The organism is Falsiroseomonas sp. E2-1-a20, from assembly GCF_051433195.1.
Classification (GTDB): Bacteria; Pseudomonadota; Alphaproteobacteria; order Acetobacterales; family Acetobacteraceae; genus Falsiroseomonas.
The window spans coordinates 13,551-32,736 of the sequence record NZ_JBHMFT010000039.1; the positions used below are offsets into that span (position 1 = coordinate 13,551).

20 protein-coding genes are annotated in these 19,186 nt (G+C 70.8%); 10 read left to right on the forward strand and 10 right to left on the reverse strand.

Translation table 11 applies throughout. The features are described 5' to 3' along the window. Positions 1 to 2: 2 nt before the first annotated feature. The gene (locus ACFHPP_RS26035; protein ID WP_437166158.1) at positions 3 to 272 is read left to right on the forward strand and encodes a MoaD/ThiS family protein; all 270 of its coding nucleotides are present in this window, start codon (positions 3 to 5) and stop codon (positions 270 to 272) included. Positions 273 to 439: 167 nt separating this feature from the next. Here the strand turns inward: ACFHPP_RS26035 and ACFHPP_RS26040 are convergent, their stop codons facing one another. The 7 genes from ACFHPP_RS26040 to ACFHPP_RS26070 all read right to left on the reverse strand — a co-directional run bounded on the left by ACFHPP_RS26040 (position 440) and on the right by ACFHPP_RS26070 (position 5,667). Then, a complete protein-coding gene (locus tag ACFHPP_RS26040; RefSeq protein WP_437166159.1) occupies positions 440 to 1,024 on the reverse strand; it encodes a HupE/UreJ family protein in 585 nt (194 codons plus the stop codon). A 58-nt stretch (positions 1,025 to 1,082) separates the two neighbouring features. Continuing rightward, positions 1,083 to 2,177, reverse strand: a complete 1,095-nt coding sequence (locus ACFHPP_RS26045; RefSeq protein WP_437166160.1) for a DNA topoisomerase IB — start codon at positions 2,175 to 2,177, stop codon at positions 1,083 to 1,085. 93 nt (positions 2,178 to 2,270) lie between these two features. Then, positions 2,271 to 2,591: a hypothetical protein gene (locus ACFHPP_RS26050; protein ID WP_437166161.1), complete on the reverse strand. Its 321-nt coding sequence runs from the start codon at positions 2,589 to 2,591 to the stop codon at positions 2,271 to 2,273. A 121-nt stretch (positions 2,592 to 2,712) separates the two neighbouring features. After that, entirely contained in the window at positions 2,713 to 3,579 is an 867-nt protein-coding gene (locus ACFHPP_RS26055; protein WP_437166162.1) for a PRC-barrel domain-containing protein, read from the reverse strand. A 153-nt stretch (positions 3,580 to 3,732) separates the two neighbouring features. Continuing rightward, a complete protein-coding gene (locus ACFHPP_RS26060) occupies positions 3,733 to 3,921 on the reverse strand; it encodes a CsbD family protein (RefSeq protein ID WP_437166163.1) in 189 nt (62 codons plus the stop codon). A gap of 46 nt (positions 3,922 to 3,967) precedes the next feature. Continuing rightward, positions 3,968 to 4,429, reverse strand: coding sequence for a hypothetical protein (locus ACFHPP_RS26065; RefSeq protein WP_437166164.1), 462 nt, complete (start codon positions 4,427 to 4,429; stop codon positions 3,968 to 3,970). 104 nt (positions 4,430 to 4,533) lie between these two features. Further along, on the reverse strand, positions 4,534 to 5,667 hold the full coding sequence (locus tag ACFHPP_RS26070) for an AI-2E family transporter (RefSeq protein ID WP_437166165.1): 1,134 nt from the start codon (positions 5,665 to 5,667) through the stop codon (positions 4,534 to 4,536). Positions 5,668 to 5,894: 227 nt separating this feature from the next. Here ACFHPP_RS26070 and phnD point away from each other — a divergent pair, with 227 nt between their 5' ends. The 4 genes from phnD to phnE (ACFHPP_RS26090) are packed head-to-tail and all read left to right on the forward strand — an operon-like array spanning position 5,895 to position 9,361. Continuing rightward, positions 5,895 to 6,887, forward strand: coding sequence for a phosphate/phosphite/phosphonate ABC transporter substrate-binding protein (gene phnD, locus ACFHPP_RS26075; RefSeq protein WP_437166166.1), 993 nt, complete (start codon positions 5,895 to 5,897; stop codon positions 6,885 to 6,887). 12 nt (positions 6,888 to 6,899) lie between these two features. Further along, entirely contained in the window at positions 6,900 to 7,700 is an 801-nt protein-coding gene (gene phnC / locus ACFHPP_RS26080; RefSeq protein ID WP_437166167.1) for a phosphonate ABC transporter ATP-binding protein, read from the forward strand. Next, positions 7,697 to 8,542 carry a phosphonate ABC transporter, permease protein PhnE gene (gene phnE / locus ACFHPP_RS26085; RefSeq protein WP_437166168.1) on the forward strand — a complete coding sequence of 282 codons (846 nt, stop codon included), beginning with the start codon at positions 7,697 to 7,699 and terminating at the stop codon, positions 8,540 to 8,542. The genes phnC and phnE (ACFHPP_RS26085) overlap by 4 nt, the downstream gene beginning before the upstream one ends. Further along, entirely contained in the window at positions 8,543 to 9,361 is an 819-nt protein-coding gene (gene phnE, locus ACFHPP_RS26090; protein ID WP_437166169.1) for a phosphonate ABC transporter, permease protein PhnE, read from the forward strand. It abuts the gene before it with no gap. Here phnE (ACFHPP_RS26090) and ACFHPP_RS26095 read toward each other — a convergent pair. From ACFHPP_RS26095 to secA, 3 genes are read right to left on the reverse strand one after another with little or no spacing between them, the layout of a single operon-like run. Further along, entirely contained in the window at positions 9,354 to 10,433 is a 1,080-nt protein-coding gene (locus ACFHPP_RS26095) for a mandelate racemase/muconate lactonizing enzyme family protein (protein WP_437166170.1), read from the reverse strand. The two genes, phnE (ACFHPP_RS26090) and ACFHPP_RS26095, sit on opposite strands and share 8 nt — an antisense overlap. 40 nt (positions 10,434 to 10,473) lie before the next feature. After that, entirely contained in the window at positions 10,474 to 11,262 is a 789-nt protein-coding gene (locus ACFHPP_RS26100; RefSeq protein ID WP_437166171.1) for a tellurite resistance TerB family protein, read from the reverse strand. A gap of 48 nt (positions 11,263 to 11,310) precedes the next feature. Beyond that, positions 11,311 to 14,043: a preprotein translocase subunit SecA gene (gene secA / locus ACFHPP_RS26105; RefSeq protein ID WP_437166172.1), complete on the reverse strand. Its 2,733-nt coding sequence runs from the start codon at positions 14,041 to 14,043 to the stop codon at positions 11,311 to 11,313. A 225-nt stretch (positions 14,044 to 14,268) separates the two neighbouring features. Here secA and ACFHPP_RS26110 point away from each other — a divergent pair, with 225 nt between their 5' ends. The 5 genes from ACFHPP_RS26110 to folE all read left to right on the forward strand — a co-directional run bounded on the left by ACFHPP_RS26110 (position 14,269) and on the right by folE (position 19,083). Next, the gene (locus ACFHPP_RS26110) at positions 14,269 to 15,174 is read left to right on the forward strand and encodes a peptidylprolyl isomerase (RefSeq protein WP_437166173.1); all 906 of its coding nucleotides are present in this window, start codon (positions 14,269 to 14,271) and stop codon (positions 15,172 to 15,174) included. An 11-nt stretch (positions 15,175 to 15,185) separates the two neighbouring features. After that, the gene (gene argJ / locus ACFHPP_RS26115; RefSeq protein WP_437166174.1) at positions 15,186 to 16,424 is read left to right on the forward strand and encodes a bifunctional glutamate N-acetyltransferase/amino-acid acetyltransferase ArgJ; all 1,239 of its coding nucleotides are present in this window, start codon (positions 15,186 to 15,188) and stop codon (positions 16,422 to 16,424) included. Position 16,425: 1 nt separating this feature from the next. Continuing rightward, a complete protein-coding gene (locus tag ACFHPP_RS26120) occupies positions 16,426 to 17,445 on the forward strand; it encodes a bifunctional GNAT family N-acetyltransferase/(deoxy)nucleoside triphosphate pyrophosphohydrolase (protein ID WP_437166175.1) in 1,020 nt (339 codons plus the stop codon). Positions 17,446 to 17,517: 72 nt separating this feature from the next. Next, positions 17,518 to 18,279: a competence/damage-inducible protein A gene (locus tag ACFHPP_RS26125; protein ID WP_437166176.1), complete on the forward strand. Its 762-nt coding sequence runs from the start codon at positions 17,518 to 17,520 to the stop codon at positions 18,277 to 18,279. Positions 18,280 to 18,444: 165 nt separating this feature from the next. After that, entirely contained in the window at positions 18,445 to 19,083 is a 639-nt protein-coding gene (gene folE / locus ACFHPP_RS26130) for a GTP cyclohydrolase I FolE (protein WP_437166177.1), read from the forward strand. The last annotated feature ends 103 nt before the right edge of the window (positions 19,084 to 19,186 follow it).

Sequence of the window (19,186 nt, forward strand, 5' to 3'; positions counted from 1 at the left end):
TGATGCAGCCCGTCCAGGTCCTGCTGCCCGCCGCCCTGGTGCGCCTGTTCCCGGGCGCACCGCGGGAGGTGGCGCTGGAGGCGGCCTCCGTCGCGCAGGCGATCCTGGCGCTGGAGCAGCGCTGGCCGGGCATGGGCGACCGCATCTGCGATTCGACGCCCTCGATTCGCCGCCACCTGAAGGTCTTCGTGGACGGCCAGCCCGCGACCCTGGCCACGTCCCTGCGCCCGGGCGGGGAGATGCTGGTGATGACGGCGATGAGCGGCGGCTAGGAAATTCGGCGAAAAGAGTCTTCCCCCCACTTCCTGGGGAGGGTCGGCCTATATGCCGACGGGCGGGCGAGGGGGGATGTGCAAGCGACTGAACGGGCGCACAACCGAAACGCCCCCCTTCCCCAACCCTCCCCCCTGCGGGTGGAGAGGGCTTTTTCCGCAGCCTGCTAGACCAGCGCGAGGAGGCCCACCGCCACCACGGCGCCACCTGCCAGCCGCGGCACCAGGACCGGCAGGCCGCGTGCCAGCCGCACCACGAGGGCCACCATCCCGCCCTGCACCAGCGCCAGCCCGGCAAGATAGGCCAGCACGGGCGTCGGCTCCGCGCCCAGGACTGCCTCGGCATAGGCCTGCCCATGTGCAAGGCCGGCCAGCGCCAGGAGGCCGAGCCAAGCCGCCGGGGCGATGCGCCACCCGGCCACCAGCACTGCGCCCGCAACCAGCACCGTCGCCAGGACAAGCCACTCCGCCCCCGGCAGCACCAGCCCCAGCCAGGCGGTGGTGACGCCGGCGAGCGACGCCACCACGAACAGCAGCGGCCGGGCGAGGCCCTGCCGCGCCAGGCCCGCGATCAGCCCGACGGCCAGCAGGAAGGCCAGATGGTCCAGGCCGATGATGGGATGCGCGAAGCCGGAGGCGAGCCCCTGCCAGAGCGTCGCCGGCACCTCCCCGCCCATCGGGTGGTGCGCGGCGGCCGGCCCGGCGAGCAGCAGCGGCAGGGCGAACCCGGCGAGGCGGAGGGCGGAGGTCATGCGGCGGAATCCTGTTCTGCGTACCGCAGGATAGGGCTGCCGCGGCGGCAGCGGAACCCTATGGCGTCGCCGACATTTCCTGCAGCCCGGTCGCCAGCAGTGCCAGCACCGCGGCCTCCTCCGGCCGCAGCCGGCCGATTTCCTGCTGCAGTTCCGCCTTCGCCTCGGCCTCCACCTCCAGCGCCAGGGTCCCGCCCAGGTAGCTGTCGAGGATCACCGGGTGGACGTAGCATTTGCGGCAGATCGTCGGCGTATTGCCGAGGCGGGAGGCAACGCGTTCGATCGCCTGGCGCACGTTGCGCTTGGCCGCCGCCTGACTGTCCACGCGCTGGTATTCGCGCAGCGCGAGCGCCGCCAGCACGGTGCCGGCCCAGGTGCGGAAATCCTTCGCCGTGACGTCGCGGCCCGCGATCTCGCGCAGATAGGCGTTCACATCGGCCGAGGTGACATCGCGGATCTCGCCATCCGCGTCGCGGTACTGGAACAGCTCCTGCCCCGGAAGGTCCTGGCAGGTGCTGACGATGCGGGCGACGCGACGGTCCTTGACGCGCAGGTTCCAGCTTTTCCCGCTCTTGCCCTTGAAGGCGAAGCGCAGCTCGCTGCCGGCAACAGCCACATGCTCGCCCTGCAGCGTGGTCAGGCCGTAGCTCTCGTTCTGCTTCGCGTAGTCGTCGTTGCCGACGCGGATCAGCGTGGTCTCCAGCAGGTGCACCACCGTCGCCAGCACCTTCTCCCGCGGCAGGCCCGGCCGGCGCATGTCGGCATTGATGCGGGCGCGAAGGGCCGGCAGGGCCTCGGCGAATTCCAGCATGTGGTCGTATTTCGCGGCATCCCGCACCTCCCGCCAGCGGGCGTGGTAGCGGTACTGCTTGCGGCCCTTCTGGTCGCGGCCGGTTGCCTGGATGTGGCCATTCGCCTGCGGGCAGATCCACACCTCGGTCCAGGCGGGTGGGATGGCCAGCGCGCGGATGCGCTTCAGGGCGGACGCGTCGCGCAGTGCACCGCCCTTCGGCAGGCGGTAGGAAAAGCCCTTGCCGACGCGGCGCCGGCTGATGCCTAGCTGGTCGTCGGAAACGTAGCGCAGGCCGGCGTCGCTGGCCGCCTCGCGCGCATCGATGATGGCCGGGCTGGTGCTGTCGTCGTCGAGGGGCATCGGCGCTGGGCCTCCTCCCGCCCGGACAGCGGCATCAACACCCGCCATCACGTCCGGTTCCGCCGGCGGCCGGGCCGGTGCCCTCTGGCCTGGCTACTGCGTCGGGCCACCACCGCCGGTCACGCCGGAGCCTGGCGGGCTGGCGCCGGTGGTGCTCGGGCTTACCGGAGTCCCGGCGGTACCGGGCGCCGGCGGGAGCGGCGCTTCCGGCGCACCGATCGGGGCATTGCCGCTGGTCCCGGTGGTGCGCCCGGCATTGCTGGTCGTGCCGGTCCCGGCCACCGTGTTCGGCGCGCTGCCGCCGGATTGTCCGGTGCTGGTGTCCGTCGAGGCCTCGTTCTGCGGGTCGTCGCAGGCGACGACCGCCAGCGCGAAGGTTGCGGCGAGGAGCGGTGCCAGGAACTTCGTTTTCATGCTGATATCTTTCTGTCTGGTGTGCCGCGTCCGAAGCGCGGGCCGCCGCACGTCGATGATGTCATGAACCCGCTCGCCGGCCCGCCACCCCAGGCCGCGCGTGGGACAGGTCCCGGGATCGTCAGCGATAGGCGCGCACGCCGTCCGCCCAGCCGCCCATCCGGCCGTATTCCTGGATGCGCTCCGTCTCGTAGCGCGGCAGGGCTTCCAGCTGCGCCCGCGTCAACTCCATCCGAACCCGTTCGCTCGGGCCACCGAAGGCCAGCTGCTCGATCGGCACCACGGCACGGCGGGCCCCAATCCCGAGGAAGCCGCCCCACTCCACCACCGCCGCGCGCACCTGCCCGTTGCCGTCGATCAGCAGGTTCTCGATCTCGCCGGCATCGCGTCCGTTGGCGCCGACCACATTGGTGCCGACGAGGTTCGAGGCGCGTTCCAGCGTGAGGCCGGACGCGGCGCCGCGGCCGGCCACGGGCTGCGCCGTGCCACCGCCGGATTGGGCAGGCTGCGGCGTGGCGGAGGCACCGGTCCGCGCCTCCTGCCGCGTCGTGCCGCCCTGTTGGCCGGCAGGAATCACGGCCAGGAGCCCTTCGATGGCGCTGCGTGCGCGTGGTGCCGGCACCGTGTCACCATCACCCAGCGCGTCGCGCGCCTGCGCCACGCGCTGTTCGACCGGGCCGCGCTGGTCCTGCGGCATGTCGGCCATCGCGCGCGTCATCTGATCGAGTGCCTGGCGCGCCCGCTGGATCGCCTGCGGCGAGGCGTCCCCGGAGGCATCGCCGAGCTGCTGATGTGCGACGCGCAGTTCCTGCGCCGCGCGCTGCAGTGGCGACTGGGCCGCCTGCGGCTGCGACGGCGTCACGCCCTGCTGGGCCTGCTGGGCCGCAGCCGGGGCGGCCGACGCCATGGCCAGGCCGAGCGCCGCCGTCGCAGCACCAAGCAACAGCCGGTGGCGCGCGGCTGCCATCCGCATCGTGATGTCCTGCATGTTCGTCTCCTGCGAAGCGCGCCGAAGTGGGTCGCGTTCCGCACCGGCGCACGGTGCGCAACCCGCGGTGGGGCGCGGCTCGACCACCCTCGCGCACCCCTCGAGCGGAGGACGTCCCGGCAGGGCCTCCCGACCCTGCCGCGACGCCACCGATCAGGACTTGTCGAGCGTGTCCCGGGCCTTGTCCTTCGCGCCGCCCACGGCGTTCTGGACCTTGCCCTCGGCCTTGTCGGCCTTGCCCTCGGCCTGCATCGACTGGTCGCCGGTCATCTTGCCGATGCCTTCCTTGATGCTGCCCTTGGCCTGCTTGCCGCTGCCTTCGATCCGATCCTTGTCAGGCATGTCGTCCTCCTCGGTTGTTGGTTCGCCGACGGGTGCAGGACACCCGTCAGTCCACGGGCTGCTGGTGCAGCAGCGTGCCGCGCCGGGCATCGATCCGAAGCTGCCAGGCGCGATCATTCTGGTGCGCCTGCGTGATGATCGCCTCGTCGTCGCGCCCGAGTTCGCTCACGCGCGTGTAGCCACGGCTTTCCAGCAGCCGCCCGACCTGTTCCGTGCTCAGCGGCTGCTCGGCCTGCACCTGGCCGCTCAGCACTTCGACACGCAGGTCGCGCACCGCTTCGCCGAAACGCCGCGCCTCGCTGACGATGTAGACATCGCCGTCACGCCGCATCTCACCGATCTCGGAGTACCCGCGCGTCTGCATCAGCGTGCGGACCAGGTCCTGGCTGGTTTCCGCCACCACGGGCCGACCGTCCACCGGAGCGGCGACCTGCGCCGCCGCACCGTTCCATGCGGCTGTCGCCAGCAGCACCAGCAGGCTGGCCGCAGGCCATGACCGCCGATTCACAGGAAGCCTCCTTCACGCAGTTGCACCTGGGAACAGAACACCCGCCACGCCCGGCCGTTCGCTCCCTTTCCGCCTCGACAAGGAATCGCGCGGCACGCCGCTGGTCATTCCGGCGCTTCGTCCTCCCCCGGCACGTCCGTCTCCTGCCCCAGCGTCTCCCGCACATAAAGCTGCTTCACCAGCACATAGGTGACCACCGTGATGGGCGCGGCGAGGATGACGCCCGGCAGGCCGAACAGCAGGCCCACGGCAACCACGGCGAACAGCATCAGCGCCGGCGGCATGCTGACCATGTGCTTTTCGACCAGCGGCAGGATCATGTTGGATTCCAGCTGCTGGATCACGAGGAACAGCACCGCCGTCCACAGCAGCGCATCCCCGCCGGCCGCCAGAGCCAGCAGCAGCGGCGGCACCGCCCCGGCGACCGCGCCCAGCAGCGGCACGAAGCCGACAAGGGCGGCGAAAAGGCCCAGCGCCAGGGGCGAGGGCAGCCCGATCAGCCAGGTGCCGAGCCCGGCCAGCGTGCCGACGATGCACATCGAGACCAACTGTGCGCCGAGCCACATCCGCAGCGCATTGCCGGTGGCCAGAAGCGCATCCTCCACCCGCTCCTGCTGTTCCACCGGCACCAGCATCACCACGCCCTTGCGGTACATCGCCGGATCCACCGCCAGGAAGAAGCCACCGACCACCGCGATGACCAGCGCCGACAGCGCATTGACGATCATGGTGCCGGCGGTGGCCGCATGACCGGCCAGGGTGCGCAGCACGGAGGCATCGAAGAAGCCGCCATCGGCGCTGCCACCCGCCTCGCCGCCGCCCTCGCCGCCCGCCTGCCGCGCAGCTTCCCCGAGCGGCGGAATGTCGACGTCGAAGCGCTGCTCGAAGGCACCGATCGCACGCGGCAACTGCTCCCACAGCTGCGCGACCTGGGCCGTGACCTCGCTGCCCACGAGCACTCCGGCCAGGCCCAGCAACGCCGCGAGCGCCAGCCCCACCGCCAGCAGCGACCAGGTGCGGGACAGGCCGAGGCGCGCCTCCACCGGGCGCGCCACCGCCAGCAGCAGCACGGCGACCAGCACGCCCGCGAACGTCAGCAGCAGCGCCTCCCGCACCTGCCACAGCAGCAGCAGCAGCAGGATCACGCCGGCGACGATCAGGACCCGGCGCAGGAAGGCGACATCACCCCGCACGCCACCCGCGGCGGGTGATGCCGTATTCGCCTTGTCCTGCTGCATGCCACCAATCTCCGGATGATGGTCCGGAAAGCGATCTGGCGCCGAAAGGTTGCATGAAGCTGGCGCAATGGGGCATGAAGCGAGGCGCCTCAGGCTCGAAACTGAAACATGTTTGTCACATTGGCGCTTGCCGTTGGGATGAAGCCCCGGCAATCTTCAAAAATCTGAAATGGATGTGACGCGGACTGCCCCGTAGAAGGCAGCCGATTCCACAGGGAGTTACCGCCATGTTGCGCCGTCTTCTCACCTCCTCCGCGCTGGCACTGGGCCTGTTCGGCCTGGCCGCCGCCCCCGTGCCGGCCCGCGCGCAGGCGCAGGACTGCCCGCGCGGCACGCTCGATGCCCGCTACTGCGACCGCAACGGCGACCTGGTGGCCGATGCGCCGACCAATGCGCGCGAACTCGTGGACCCCGCGACGCTGATCTTCGCCTACACCCCGGTCGAGGATCCGGCCGTGTACCGCCAGGTCTGGCAGCCCTTCATGGACCACCTGGCACGGGAGACCGGCAAGCGCGTGCAGTTCTTCGCCGTGCAGTCCAACGCCGCGCAGATCGAGGCGATGCGCGCCGGCCGCCTGCACATCGCCGGCTTCAACACCGGCTCCAACCCGCTCGCCGTGAACTGCGCCGGCTTCGTGCCATTCGCGATGATGGCCAGCAACAACGGCGCCTTCGGCTACGAGATGGAGATCATCGTCCCCGCATCCTCCACCGCGCAGCGGATCGAGGATCTGCGCGGCCGCACCATCGCCTTCACCTCGGAGACCTCGAACTCCGGCTTCAAGGCGCCCTCCGCCCTGCTGGCCAGCCAGTTCAACATGCGCGCCGGGCGCGACTTCACCGCCGCCTTCTCCGGCCGGCACGACAATTCCATCCTGGGCGTCGCCAACCGCGACTACGATGCGGCGGCCATCGCCAATTCGGTGCTGACGCGCATGGTGGCGCGCAACGTCGTGCGCGCGGACCAGCTTCGCCAGATCTACCGCAGCCAATCCTTCCCGACGACCGGCTACGGCCACGCGCACAACCTGACCCCGGCCCTGGCCGAGAAGATCCGCGGCGCCTTCTTCAACTTCGACTGGAACGGCACCGCGCTGCAGGCCGAATTCGCGAAGAGCGAGCCGCCGGCCGAGAAGTTCATCCCGATCACCTACCAGGAGCACTGGAACGTGGTCCGGCAGATCGATACCGCGATGGAAGTCTCCTACGCCTGCCGCTGAGGATCATCGCCGGTGCTGTTGACTCTTGAGAAGCTGACCAAGCGCTACCCGACCGGCGACCTGGCGCTCGACCATGTCGACCTCCAGGTTCCGGCGGGGCAGGTGATGGCGCTGATCGGCCCCTCCGGCGCCGGCAAATCCACGTTGATCCGCTGCGTCAACCGCCTGGTGGAACCCACCAGCGGCCGGGTTCAGCTGGATGGGCTGGAACTGACCAGCCTGGGCTCCGGCGCGCTGCGCCGGGCGCGCCGGCGGATGGGGATGATCTTCCAGGAATACGCGCTGGTCGAACGCCTGACCGTGATGGAGAACGTGCTGTCCGGCCGGCTCGGCTATGTCGGCTTCTGGTCGTCCTGGTTCCGCCGTTTCCCGCGCCGCGATGTCGAGGAAGCCTTCCGGCTGCTGGACCGCGTCGGCCTCGCGCACATGGCGGACAAGCGCGCGGATGCGCTGTCCGGCGGCCAGCGCCAGCGCGTCGGCATCGTCCGCGCGCTGATGCAGGACCCGAAGCTGCTGCTGGTGGATGAACCCACCGCCAGCCTCGACCCCAAGACCAGCCGCCAGATCATGCGGCTGATCGTGGAGCTCTGCGCCGAGCGCGGCCTGGCCGCCATCATCAACATCCACGACGTGGCGCTGGCGCAGCAATTCGCCCGCCGCATCGTCGGCCTGCGCGCCGGCCGCATCGTCTTCGACGGCCCGGCGGAGGAGCTGGGCACCGACGCCCTGACCGCGATCTATGGCGAGGAGGATTGGTCGCAGACCATCCGGAAAGCCGAGGAGGAGGACGAGGCGGCCGAGGCGGTGGCATGAGCGCGACGACCTTGCGCGCTTCCGGCGAAGCCAGAGGCTTCGACCCCGCCGCCGCCGCGCGCGCCTGGCGGCCGCCGCCGCTGATCTCGACACCCTGGCTGCGCTACGCCGTCTATCTCGGCGCGCTGGCCTATGCGCTGCTGGCCTTCACCACCATCGAGGTGAACTGGACCCGCGCGGCCGAGGGCGTGGAACGCGCCGGACGCTTCCTCGGCGGTTTCTTCCCGCCCGACTTCGTCTCGAAGCGGGAGGATATCCTGATCGGGCTGGGCGAGAGCCTGACCATGACGGTGGTCTCCACCGCCGTCGGCATCATCCTGTCGATCCCCGTGGCGCTCGGCGCCTCCCGAAACCTGGCGCCGTTGCCGATCTACCTGTTCTGCCGCGGCATCATCGCCATCAGCCGCACCTTCCAGGAAATCATCATCGCCATCGTCTTCGTCGCCATGGTGGGCTTCGGCCCGCTGGCCGGCACGCTGACGCTGGCCTTCGCCACCATCGGCTTCATGGCGAAGCTGATCGCGGAGGATATCGAGGATATCCAGGCCTCCCAGGCCGAGGCCGTGCGCGCCACCGGTGCCTCCTGGTTCCAACTGCTGGCCTGGGGCGTGCTGCCGCAGGTGCGGCCGCGGCTGATCGGGCTTTCGGCCTACCGGCTCGACATCAATTTCCGCGAAAGCGCGGTGCTCGGCCTGGTCGGTGCAGGAGGCATCGGGGACACGCTGAACACCAGCTTCGACCGCTACGAGTTCGACACCGCGGCGGCGATCCTCATCATCATCATCCTCATCGTGCTGGCCTGCGAATACAGCAGCGGCTTCATCCGGCGGAAGGTGCAGTAGATGGCCGTGACCACGCGCGCCGATGGCGTGCCGGTGTGGCGCCGCCGTACGCCGCGCGCGGACCTGCTGGTCTGGGCCGGCTGGTTCGGCGCCGTGGCGCTGACCCTGCTGTGCTTCGAGTTCATCTCGGACCGCACCATCTGGCCCTTCGTCTGGGATGCGCCCGCGCAGGGCGCCGACCTGATCGGCCGCATGTTCCCGCCGCGCTGGTCCTATGCCAGCCAGCTCTGGAAGCCGCTGCTCGACACCATCAACATGGCGACCATCGGCACCGCGCTCGCCATCGTCATCGGCGTGCCGCTCGCCTTCCTCGCCGCGCACAACACCACGCCGAGCCGGATCTTCGTGCGCCCCGCGGTGCTGTTCATCATCGTCGCCAGCCGGTCCATCAACTCGCTGATCTGGGCGCTGATCCTGGTCATCATCCTGGGCCCCGGGCTGCTGGCCGGCATCCTGTCCATCGCGCTGCGCTCCGTCGGCTTCATCGCCAAGCTGCTGTACGAGGCGATCGAGGAGATCGACCCGACGCAGGTGGAGGCCGTGACGGCCACCGGCGCCTCCCGCCCGCAGGTGCTCGGCTGGGCGATCGTGCCGCAGGTGATGCCGGCCTTCGCGGGCATCAGCGTGTTCCGCTGGGACATCAACATCCGGGAGGCGACCGTGCTCGGCCTGGTCGGCGCGGGCGGCATCGGCATGCAGATGCAGGCCAGCATCAACGTGCTGGCCTGGCCGCAGGTGACCGTGATCTTCGTGCTGATCCTCGGCACCGTGCTGGTCAGCGAATGGCTGTCCGCGCGCGTGCGCCACGCCGTTATCTGAGCGATCCCATGAGCGGGTAGAGGCCCAGACCCGGCGCCCGCGGCACCTCGACGAAGCCATCCCGCACCACCAGCCCATAAGGCGGCGTGTCGAGGTCGGCGAAATAGATCTCGAGCGGCGCCTCGGCCTCCGTCGCCGCCAGCCAGTGCAGGCTGGCGAGCAGGCCGGGGCCGAAATACGGGCAATGCGGCACCACCGCGACACCCGCCGGCCGCGCCAGCCGCGCCACCTCCAGCAGGCCGGAGACGCCGCCATGCTTGGTGACGCTGGGCTGCGCCACATCCACCGCGCCGGCCGCGAACAGCCGCGCGAAATCCACCGGGCCGCCAAGGTTCTCCCCCGCCGAAATCGGGCAGCCGGCCGCGGCGCGAACCCGCGCCATGGCCGGATAATCCTCCGGCGGCCAGGTCGGCTCCTCAACCCAGGCGATGTTCAGGTCGCGGACCGCGTGGCAGAAATCCAGCGCCGAGGCCGCGTCCGCAAAAGCGCAGTTGATGTCGAGCATCAACGGCACCTCCGCCGGCGCCGCCTCCCGCGCCGCCTGGATGCAATCCAGTTCGACCTCGTGCAGCTTGATCCGGCGGTAGCCACGGCGCACCGCCTCCGCCACGTTGCGCGCCACGTCGGCGGGCTGGCCGTAGCGCAGCAGGCTGGCGTAGGCCGGCACCCGCGCCCGCCCGGCGCCGCCGAGCAGTGCATGCAGCGGCTGCCCGGCCGCCTTGGCGCGGATGTCCCACAATGCGATGTCGATGGCGGAGATGGCGAAGCTGGCCGGCCCGTTACGACCAAAATTGTGGAAGCGCCGCGCCAGCATGGCGCCGATGCCCGCGATGTCGCGTGCATCCTGGCCGATGCAGGCGGGCGCGACGAGGCGGTCCACCACGTCCCGCGTCGTCGCCGCCAGGGAGAAGCCGAAGCCCTCCCCCCAGCCATGCAGTCCGCCCTCGACCTCGACGCGGACCAGCAGCGTGTCGATGCGGCTCAGCCGCAGATTGCCCCCGGCGGCGCCCGGCTTGGCGCCATAGGTGAAGGCGCTGCCATGCAGCACGGTGTCGACCCGCGTGATCCTCATGCCGCGGAGGATGCCAGCGCTGCGCGCCCGGCAGAAGCCTTCAGGCGGCCGGGGTTGCCGCCGCCTCGATCTGGCGGTCCAGATGCGCCACCAGCGCCGGCGGCAGCTTCAGCCGGTGCGCCAGCGCCTCCAGATAGGCGCGCTCCGCCGGATGGTCCGGGTCCACGGCCAGGCGCGAGACCAGGTAGAGTTCCGAGGCCTGCTCCGGCGTCCGCGCCGCCGCCGCGACCTCGCTGACACCGATGGGTGCGTCCAGCGCGTCGAAGACGAAGGCCTTGGCCTCCGGGTCCAACCCGGCCTTGTCCACCTGCTCGAAGATGCGGGCGCGCTCCGTCGCGTCGATGTGGCCATCGGCACGGGCGGCGCCGATCATGGCGCGGATCAACGCCAGCTCGAACGCCTCCCCACCCGCCGCCGGCGTGGCGCCGGGCAGGAACCGCTCATCGACGCTGGCGGCGTCCTGCAGGGTGGCCGGGGGTGCCGTGGTGGGCGCCTGGCCGGCCTGATAGTTCTGCCAGGCCCGATGCGCCAGCGCGCCGAGCACCGCGGCGCCGCCGTGGCTCAGCAGCCCGCCGCCGCGCTTCTTGCCGCCGAGGAACATCCCGAGCAGCCCGCCCGCCGCCGCGCCACCGGCGAAGCCGCCCATGTTGCCGAGCCCGCGGCCACCGCCGCCCTGCAGGGCCTGCCGCGCCATGTCGGCCAGCCCGCCGCCCTGCGGCAGGCCGCCGACGGACGGCATGCGTCCCGGCTGGGGTTGGCCGGAGCCGGTGCCCGCATTCGGGCCGAGGAAGCGGTCGAGGAGGGATTTCGCGTCGATCATGCCGGGCATGTTGCGATGCCGACGCCGCCGCGCAAGCGCGGCGGTTTCAACTCATGGTCAGCCCTTGCCGTGGCAGTGCTTGTACTTCTTGCCCGACCCGCAGGGGCACGGGGCATTGCGTGGCGTGGCGGCCCAGGTTGCCGGGTCGTCCGGGTCGACGGACTGCGCCACCATCGGGCTGCGCGCCGGCTGGGTGGCCGCGCCATAGGCCGGCGGCGGCCCGGCATCGGCATATTCCAGGTCCCCGCCGCGCGGGTCCGGGTGGCGCATGTCGGTGACGCGGATCGGCTCCGGCTCCGGCGGCGGCGCGTCCGGGCGGATATCGATGCGCATCAGCACGCTGGTGGTGCGTTCCCGCAGATCCTCCAGCATGGAATTGAACAGGTTGAAGGCCTCGGACTTGTACTCGTTCAGCGGGTCCCGCTGGCCATAGGCGCGCAGGCCGATGCCCTGGCGCAGATGGTCCAGCGCCAGCAGGTGTTCCTTCCAGACCGCGTCGAAGATCTGCAGCAGCAGGGACTTCTCGACCATGCGCATCAGGTCGGTGCCGACATTGGCGACGCGCGCGGCGTAGCTTTCATCGGCGGCCTTCACCAGGCGCTCCCGCACCTGGGTCTCGTCGATGCCTTCCTCGCGTGCCCAATCCGCCACGGGCAGGTCCAGGCCGAGGATGTTGAACACCTTCTCCTGAAGGCCCGCCGTGTCCCACTGCTCGGGGTAGGCGTTTTCCGGGATGGCGGTGTCGACCAGCTTGCCGATCGTCTCCCGCCGCATCTCGGCCACCGTCTCCGCCACGTCCGGCGCCACCATGAAGGCCCGCCGCTGGGCGTAGACCTCCTTGCGCTGATTGTTCATGACGTCGTCGTATTTCAGCAGGTTTTTCCGGGTGTCGAAGTTGCGGGCCTCGACCTTCTTCTGCGCCTTCTCCAGGGCCTTGTTGATCCAGGGGTGAACGATGGCTTCACCCTCCTTCAGGCCGAGCTTCTGCAGCATCCCGCCCATGCGTTCGCTGCCGAAGATGCGCATCAGGTCGTCTTCGAGCGACAGGAAGAAGCGGCTGGCGCCCGGGTCGCCCTGGCGGCCGGAGCGGCCACGCAGCTGGTTGTCGATGCGCCGGCTTTCATGCCGTTCGGTGCCGATCACCAGCAAGCCGCCGGCTGCCTTCACCGCCGGGCGGATCGCCTCGATCTCCGCCTTGTGACGGGCCAGCGCCGCGTCGTATTCCGGGCTGTCGGCGTTGCCGATCTCGGCGCGCGCCAGCATGTCGGCATTGCCGCCAAGCTGGATGTCCGTGCCGCGGCCGGCCATGTTGGTCGCGATGGTGACGGAGCCCGGCCGGCCGGCCTGCGCCACGATGCCGGCTTCCTGCTCGTGGTAGCGGGCGTTCAACACCTGGTGCGGCACGCCCTTCTGCTTCAGCAGCTCCGAGATCAGCTCCGACTTCTCGATGCTGGTGGTGCCGACCAGGATAGGCTGGCCGCGCTCCCGCGCCTCCGCGATCAGCACCGCGACCGCCTCGTACTTCTCGCGCGCGGATTTGTAGACCTCGTCGTCCGAATCCTTGCGCGCCACCGGCACGTTCGTCGGAATCTCCACCACTTCCAGCTTGTAGATTTCCGCGAATTCATCGGCCTCGGTCGAGGCCGTGCCGGTCATGCCGGACAGCTTCGGATAAAGCCGGAAATAGTTCTGGAAGGTGATGGAGGCGAGGGTCTGGTTCTCCGGCTGGACCGTGACGCCCTCCTTGGCCTCCAGCGCCTGGTGCAGGCCATCCGAATAGCGGCGGCCTTCCATCATGCGGCCGGTGAACTCGTCGATGATGACGACCTTGTCCTGCCGGACGATGTAGTCGACGTCCTTGGTGAACAGCACATGCGCGCGCAGCGACTGGTTGGCGTGGTGCACCAGCGTGACATTGGCGCTGTCGTACAGCGCGCCTTCCGTCAGCAGCCCGGCCTCGGTCAGCGCCACTTCCAGCGCCTCCGTCCCCGCCTCGATCATGTGGACGGTCTTGAACTTCTCGTCCTTTTCGTAAAGCGCCGTGTCCTTGACGAGTTCGACCATCACCGCGTTGACACGGGCGTAAAGGTCGCTGCTGTCGTCCGACGGCCCGCTGATGATCAGCGGCGTGCGCGCCTCGTCCACCAGGATGCTGTCGACCTCGTCGACGATGGCATAGGCGAAGTCGCGCTGGACCATCTCGTCCAGGCGGTACTTCATGTTGTCGCGCAGGTAGTCGAAGCCGAACTCGTTGTTGGTGCCGTAGGTGACGTCGGCGGCATAGGCGTCCCGCCGCTGCTCATCCGTCAGGCCGTGCACGATGGTGCCGGTGGTCAGGCCCAGGAAGCGGTAGATCCGACCCATCCATTCCGCGTCGCGGCTGGCCAGGTAGTCGTTCACCGTCACCACGTGCACGCCCTTGGCGGGCAGCGCGTTCAGGTACACCGGCAGCGTCGCCACCAGGGTCTTGCCCTCGCCGGTCTTCATTTCGGCGATGCGGCCATCATGCAGCACCATGCCGCCGATCATCTGCACGTCGAAATGCCGCATGCCGAGCACGCGCTTCGCCGCTTCCCGCACCGTGGCGAAAGCCTCCGGCAGCAGGTCGTCGAGCGTCTTCCCGGCAGCGAGCTGGGCGCGGAATTCGGCGGTCTTGCCCCGCAGGGCGTCGTCCGACAGGGCGGCGAAGGATGGCTCCAGCGCGTTGATCGCGGGCACGCGCGCCTGGAAGCGCTTCAGCGCCCGATCGTTGGATGTGCCGATGAAGGCGCGGACAAGGCGTTGAAACATTTTTGAAAGTCGTCTCCGACCCGCATGTTCGACCAGCGGCATCGCGCCCGGGGACGGGGGCGCAAGGCCCAAATGGGGCTGCGGCGCAAGGCGGCAGAGATAGGCGCCCGACCCCGCCGCGTCAACGCAACGGACACCCTGCCCCCCGCGGGACCGCAGGGTGCGCGCCTTGTGGCAGCCCCCCGCATCGGCCATCTTCCGCCCAACATGCAGAGACCCCCTTCCATGCGCCGCCCCGCCCTTCTGCTCGCCTCCTTCCTGCTGCCGGCCCACCTCGCGCTCGCCCAGGGCCCGGCCCCGGACCCGGTGATCGCCCGGGTCGAGGGCACGGAAATCCGCCTGTCCGAATTGCAGGCGGAGGCGCAGCGCCTGCCGGATGAACTTCGCGGCATGCCCGCGCCCATGCTGATGCCGCTGCTGCTGGACCAGATGATCACCCAGAAGGCGATCACCGCCGCCGCCCGCGCCCAGAACCTGGCGCAGGACCCGGAAGTGGCCGCCCGCCTGCGCCGGGCGGAGGACGAGACCCTGCAGCAGGCCCTCATCACCCGCGCCGTCGCCCCCGCCCTGACCGACGAGGCCCTGCGCGCCCGCTACCAGCGGGAGGTCGCCGGCCGCCCGGCGGAGGAGGAGGTGCGCGCCCGCCACATCCTGGTGCCCACCGAGGCCGAGGCCCGCACCGCGCTCGCCGAGGCGCGCCGCGCCGGCGCCGACTTCGCCGAGGTCGCCCGCCGCCGCTCCACCGGCCCCGGCTCCCGCGAAGGCGGGGATCTTGGCTTCTTCAAGCGCGCCGACATGATCCCGGAATTCGCCGAATCCGCCTTCGCCATGCAGCCGGGCCAGATCTCGGAGAACCCGGTGCGGACCCAGTTCGGCTGGCACGTCATCAAGGTGGAGGAACGCCGCGCCGTGCCGCCGCCGGCCTTCGAGGAAGCCCGCGAGAGCCTGCGCCAGCGCGCCTTCGAGGAAGCGGTCACCGCCGAGGTCGACCGCGTCCGCGCCGGCGCCCGGATCGAGCGCTTCGCGATGGATGGCAGCCCCCTGCCCGCCACGCCCGCGCCGTCCCTGCTCGATGGCGCCGCCCCGCCGGCCCCCGCCCCCACCGGCGCCCCCGCGCAACCCCGGCGCTGAGGGCCCCGACCATGGCTGGCAAGGACCTTCCGGTGTCGCCGCTCGCCCTGCCCTTGCCGGAGATGCCGCCGATTGCCGGCGTCAGCCTCGGCTCCGGCCGCGCCGAGATCCGCTACAGGGCGCGGGAGGACGTGACGATGATGACCTTCCCCGCCGGCACCACCGTGGCGGGCGTCTTCACCAGGAACAAATGCCCCGGCGCGCCGGTGGATTGGTGCCGCGCGGCGCTGAAGGGCGGCCGCGCCCGCGCGCTGGTCGTCACCGCCGGCAATTCCAACGTCTTCACCGGCAAGGCCGGCCGCGAGACCTGCGCGCAGACGGCCAAGTCCATGGCGGAGTTGGCAGGCTGCAAGCCCAGCGAGGTGTTCCTGGCCTCGACCGGCGTGATCGGGGAGAAGCTGCCGACCGAGAAGCTGGTCGCCGCCCTGCCGCCGCTGTTCGGGGCGCTCGGCAACGATGGCTGGCCCGCCGCGGCGCGGGCCATCATGACCACCGACACCTTCCCGAAGGGCGCCACCCGCACGGCGCGGATCGGGGAGGCGACGGTGACGGTCTCCGGCATCGCCAAGGGCAGCGGCATGATCGCGCCCGACATGGCGACCATGCTGTGCTTCCTGGCCACCGACGCGAAGGTCCCGGCCGCGGCACTGCAGAAGATCCTCGCCAAGGGCTCTGATCGGTCGTTCAACTGCGTCACCGTGGACAGCGACACGTCGACCAGCGACACCGTGCTGCTGTTCGCGACTGGCGCCACGAAGCACCCCCGCGTGCCGGCCGAGGGCGGCCCGCTGCTGAAGGACTTCGCCCGCGCGGTGCATGAGGTACTGATGGACCTCGCACTGATGGTCGCCCGCGATGGCGAGGGCGCCCAAAAACTGATCCGCATCGACGTGACCGGCGCCGTCTCCGCCCGTTCCGCCCACCGCATCGCCATGTCGATCGCCAATTCCCCCCTGGTGAAGACCGCGATCGCCGGGGAGGACGCCAATTGGGGCCGCATCGTCATGGCGGTGGGCAAGGCCGGCGAGCCCGCCGACCGCGACCTGCTCTCGGTCGCCATCGGCGGCACCTGGATGGCGCGCGACGGCGGCGTGGTGCCGGGCTACGACGAGACGCCCGTCATCGCCCACATGAAGGGGCGCGAGGTGGCCATCGAGGTCGACCTGGCGCTCGGGCGCGGCAAGGCGACGGCTTGGACCTGCGACCTGACGCATGGCTATATCGACATCAACGGCGCCTACCGGTCCTGAGGTGACGGCTGACCTTCCCGCCGACTTCCAGCCGCTGCGGACCGAACGCCTGACCCTCCGGCCGCTGCGGCCGGAGGATGCGGCGGAACTGCACCGGCTGGTGAATGACTGGGAGGTGGCCAAGACCCTGGCCCGCGTCCCCTTCCCCTACCCGCGCGCCCTCGCCGATGAATGGATCGCCTCGACCCAGGCGCAGATGCAGGCCCGCACCGCCTGGCACCTGGCCATCACCGGGCTGGAGGCGGCCGGCGAGCCGGGGGAGCGGGAGGTGCTGGTCGGCTGCATCGGCCTGACCGCCCACGCCACGAAGCGGGAAGCCGAGCTCGGCTACTGGATCGGCCGCCGCTTCTGGGGCCACGGCGTCGGCCCGGAAGCCGCGGCGCGGCTGGCAAGCTGGGCCCTGGCCAACCTGGAACTGGACCGTCTGGTCGCCTCCGCCCTGGTCGAGAACGCCCGCAGCCAGGCCCTGCTGCGCCGCATCGGCTTCCGCGAGACGGGCGACGGCGTGCGGGAGTTTCTCGCCCGCGGCGGCACCATGCCGGTGAAGCTGTATGAGCTGACCCGCGCCGACCTGCCGCTTGCCGCGCCGGCTCTGGCCGACCAGCCGCAAGCGTCGGGCGGGGCCAACATCCTGCTGGTCGCCGCCTGCGCGCTGATCGACCCGGATGGCCGCGTGCTGCTGGCGCGCCGGCCGGAAGGCAAGCCGATGGCGGGCCTGTGGGAATTCCCCGGCGGCAAGGTCCAGGCCGGGGAAACACCGGAAGCCGCGCTGATCCGCGAGCTGAAGGAGGAACTGGCGATCGACGTGGCCGAAAGCTGCCTCGCCCCCTTCGCCTTCGCCAGCCATCCCCTGGGCGAGCGCCACCTGCTGATGCCCCTGTACCTGTGCCGCCGCTGGGAAGGCCGCGTGGCGCCGCTGGAGGGCCAGGCGCTGGCCTGGGTGCGGCCGAACAAGCTGGCCGACTATGCGATGCCGCCCGCCGACAAGCCGCTGGTCGCCCTGCTGCGGGACTTCTTGTAGCCGCCGTGCCGGTGGTATCCTGCCGCGCCGACCGCCCTCGACGCGGCGCGATTCCCGCCCGGAGCCTGCCCGATGACCGCCGCCAACCCCACCGCCTGCCTCCTGGTCATCGGCAACGAAGTGCTGTCCGGGCGCACCAAGGACCTCAACATCAACTTTCTGGCGACCCGCCTGGGCGAGATCGGCATCCCGCTGCGGGAGGTCCGCATCATCCCGGACGTGCGGGAAACCATCATCACGACGCTTAACGAGGTCCGGCCGAAATTCGACCATGTCTTCACCACCGGCGGCATCGGCCCGACGCATGACGACATCACCAGCGAATGCGTCGCCGGCGCCTTCGGCCTGCCCTGGGAGCCGCACCCCGAGGCCTGGGCGCGGCTGGAGCGCCACTACAAGCCCGGCGACTTCAACCCGGCCCGCCAGCGTATGGCGACGATGCCGCGCGGCGCGAAGCTGATCGAGAACGCCATCTCCATGGCCCCCGGCTTCACGGTGGTGAACGTGCATGTGCTGGCCGGCGTGCCGCGCATCATGCAGGCGATGTTCGAGAGCCTCGCCCCCACGCTCCAGGGCGGCCCCCCCATCGCATCGCGTTCCGTGCACGCCGATGGCGTCATGGAAGGCCGCATCGCGGAGGGGCTGGCGGCGATCCAGGCCCGCTGGCCCGACCTCGACATCGGCAGCTACCCCTACTACCGCATGGGCGGCGGCGGCGTGGCGCTGGTCGCCAAGGGCCGGGATGCGGAGGCGGTGGAAGCCGCGGCGCATGACATCACGGTGCTGCTGCGCGCGCTCGGCAGCCATCCGGTGCAGGGTGAGCCGCCTGTCTGATCCATTGATCCGGCCAACGACGACGATCCACCGGCTCGATCGCCCGGCGTAAGCACCATTGCGCGATCCTGCGTTGCCCCCATCTGCGATGCCGAACAAGGCGCGGTGATGCGCGGGGCAGGATTGGCCCCGCGCCGCACCGAGAGGCCGATAGGATCTCGCCCCGTGAACATCCACACCCCTGCCCGCTCCCTGGCCGACCAGCCCGCCACGCCGATCCGCCCGAGCCGGGAGGAGGCCGAGGCCGCCGTCCGCACGCTGCTGATGTGGGCCGGCGACGACCCCACGCGCGAGGGCCTGGTGGACACCCCCGCCCGCGTCGCCCGCGCCTATGGCGAGTTCTTCGCGGGCTACGAGACGGACCCGGTGGAGCTGCTCGCGCGGTCCTTCGAGGAGACGGACGGCTACGACGAGATGGTGGTGCTGCGCGACATCCGCCTGGAAAGCCACTGCGAGCACCACCTGGTGCCGATCATCGGCCGCGCGCACATCGCCTACATCCCGAATGGCCGCGTCGTCGGCATCTCCAAGCTCGCCCGGGTGCTGGAGACCTATGCCAAGCGCCTGCAGATCCAGGAAAAGCTGACGGCGCAGGTGGCCAACACCATCGAGCAGGTGCTGCGGCCCAAGGGGGTCGCCGTGGTGATCGAGGCGCAGCACCAGTGCATGACCACGCGCGGCATCCACAAGCCGGGCGTCTCCATGGTCACAAGCCGCATGCTCGGCGCCTTCCGCGACGATGCCGAGGTGCGGCGCGAGTTCCTGACGATGCTCGGCGCGCCGCGGTCGAGCGTGGAAGCCTAGGGGGGGGGGGGGGGTGGGGGGGGGGGGGGGGGAGGGAGGGGGGGGGGGGGGGGGGGGGGGTGTGGGGGGGGGGGGGGGGGGGGGGGGGGGGGGGGGGGGGGGG